The sequence below is a fragment of the Desulfobacula sp. genome, assembly GCF_021107415.1.
Genome location: NZ_JAIOSW010000073.1, coordinates 1 through 2,792, shown reverse-complemented (window position 1 = coordinate 2,792; position 2,792 = coordinate 1). Strand labels below are relative to the sequence as shown.

Below are 2,792 nucleotides of genomic sequence, written 5' to 3'. Positions count from 1 at the left end.
ATCTTTTATCAAATTTCCCCTTTATTCAGCTTTCTTTTCTCCAGTTTGAATTTTGTCAAAAACTGGATACAGCCAAAAGACTGGTTGAGGAATATGAAAAAACAAACCAATACTATAAACGAATTCACCTGATCAATCTTCAGGGCAGATCCATATTAACCATCCCCCAAAACAATAAAGAGCTGTGCAATAAGGAACTGGACAGCGATAAAAATCCTGAGTTGTTTAATACCCATGACTGGTTCAATGCAGCACTTAAAAATGAGATCTTTTTATCAGACATCATCATGGATGGATCCTTTAGCGATGCTACTCTGATTCTTACAAAAAAAATATATGATTTTGAGGATAAAACAAAACCTGTGGGAATCCTTGTCTTTGAAATCAATCTGTCTTCCTTTACCTTATTTGTTTCAAGTTTAAAGATCGGCACCCAGGGATATTCTTTCCTGCTCGATGACAGAGGGTTCCTCATATACCACCCGAATAGAAACCTGCGTTTTAAAAACACTTTTCTTGAAAACGGGGATGCAAAACTTGCTTTGCTCATAAAAAAAATGGAGTCGGGAGAACGCGGGTTTGGAGAATACCTTTTTAAAAAAAGAACAAAATATATGGTGTTTACCCCGTGCAGAATAAAAAACTGGAGTGTTGGGATTACATTGCAGCGGTCAGAGTTCATGGCTGATATTATCAAACTTCGCCAGAGCATGATGACATTCAGTGCTTTGATTATTGCCCTGATTATTTTTGTTTCACTCCTGTTTGTCAAAAGCTTAAGCCAGCCTATCAGCCAATTAATCACCGGTGCCAGGGCCATTGGAGCAGGAGACCTGGATCAGACCATCCATGTAGAATCATCAGATGAATTTCAGGGACTGGCAAAAGAATTCAACAACATGGCTGCCAGGTTAAAAACAAGTATGCAGGAAATTGTTGAACTCAAAACCTTTAATGATGATATTTTCAGAAGTGTGTCCAGCGGTATTATTACAGTGGACCGCAAGGGTAATTTAACCTCGATTAATAGAAGTGCCCAAAAAATTTTTTCATTCTCCAGACGCAAAATTGATAACAAGGCAAAAGAAAAGCCCCCTGCCGGTATAAAAAAAGCCCTGGCTTTGTTAATGCTGACACTTGGAAAAAAAGAAAGAATAGAACATCAGGTCATAGATTATTTAAATCAACAAGGCGAACCTGTTTTCATTGAAATCAGCACCTCTTTACTCAATGACAGTGGAGGTAAAATTATCGGTGCCATTGCCGATATCCGTGATATTACCCTTAGAAAACGGATGGAAGAATTAATGATAAGGGTTGATAAACTGGCATCTTTAGGAGAATTATCTGCCGGGATCGCCCATGAGATCAGAAATCCCCTTGCAGGAATGAAAACAAGTATCCAGGTATTGGCAAAAAAACTGACAAGCCCTTCACAGCAGGTTCTTATTGAAGGGGTTTTAAGTGAGATAAACCGCCTGAATAGAATTGTTACGGATCTTTTAAAATTCTCAGGTCCTTCCCCCACCTTTCCTGTGTCTGTGGATATAAAAGTTATACTTGAAAATACCCTTAACCTGTTAATGGAAAAAATAAAAAAACTGAATATCAAAATCGTTCAACAATATGACCATATAGTTCCCATTGCCTTCCTTGACAGGGAACAGATTCAACAGGTATTTTTAAACCTGACGCTGAATGCTGTGAATGCCATGCCCGAGGGCGGAACCCTGACCATTTCCATAAAGATGGTCAAAGACCAGGACAGGATCAAAGAGAAAATCACCCAAGCCTTTGATCTTGCTTTTTTAATGGAAAATAAATATATGGCCGTTTCTTTTACGGATACCGGCTCTGGAATAAAAAAGGAAAACCTCGCCCGGATATTTAATCCTTTTTTTACAACCGATCCCAATGGTACGGGCTTAGGGCTTTCCATTGCCCATAAACTTTTGGAAAAAAATAACGCATATATTTACATTGATAGCAAAGAAGGCAAGGGGTGTCACGTCACTCTGATGATCCCCATGGCTGATGAATCCCAAAACAGTCTGCCTGAACCGTCTTTGGAAAGACAAGAGAAAAGGAAATAAAACCATGGCACAAGAAAGAGTTCTGATTGTCGATGATGAAAAAATTCTTTGCCGATCATTAAAAATGGACTTTGAAGAAGACGGCTACATGGTTAAAATTTCAAACAGCGGGGAGCATGCCCTTGAAGTAATTTCAGATTTTGATCCTGGTGTTGTGCTGCTGGACTTAAGACTGCCTGGAATAAACGGAATTGAGGTCTTAAAAAAAATTAAGGCCTATGACCCTGACATTGCCGTGATTATCATGACGGCATTCGGTGATACAACCATCACGGTTGAAGCGGTCAAATGCGGAGCTTTTCATTTTATCAACAAACCCTTTGAACTGGAAGAATTAAAAAAACTTATCAGTCAGGCCATTAAAGGCCTGGTGTTAAAAAGAGAAGTTGAATATCTCAGGTATCAGCAGCGCAAGATATACCGCTTCTGTGACTTTGTTGGAAAAAGTGATAAAATGATGGAAATATACGAACAGATTGAAATCATTTCCAAAACAGATCATACCACTGTGCTTGTCCTGGGAGAAAGCGGTACCGGCAATGAACTTGTTGCAAGTGCTATCCATTTTAAAAGTAAAAGAAACAAATCCCCTTTTATGGAAATCAATTGTGCGTCTTTGCCGGAATATTTAATTGAAAGTTAACTTTTCGGGTATGAAAAAGGTGCATTCACAGACGCAAAACAACAAAAAAAAGGATT

The 2,792-nt window shown here is 38.8% G+C and carries 1 protein-coding gene and 1 pseudogene; both read left to right on the top strand.

The window, feature by feature from the left end; genetic code table 11:
* The coding region (locus K8S13_RS03765) for an ATP-binding protein (protein ID WP_291460559.1) at positions 1 to 2,093 on the top strand (2,093 nt) is incomplete at its 5' end.
* A pseudogene (locus K8S13_RS03760) lies at positions 2,035 to 2,792 on the top strand (sigma-54-dependent transcriptional regulator); the annotation flags it as partial. The gene K8S13_RS03765 and the pseudogene K8S13_RS03760, both read left to right, overlap by 59 nt.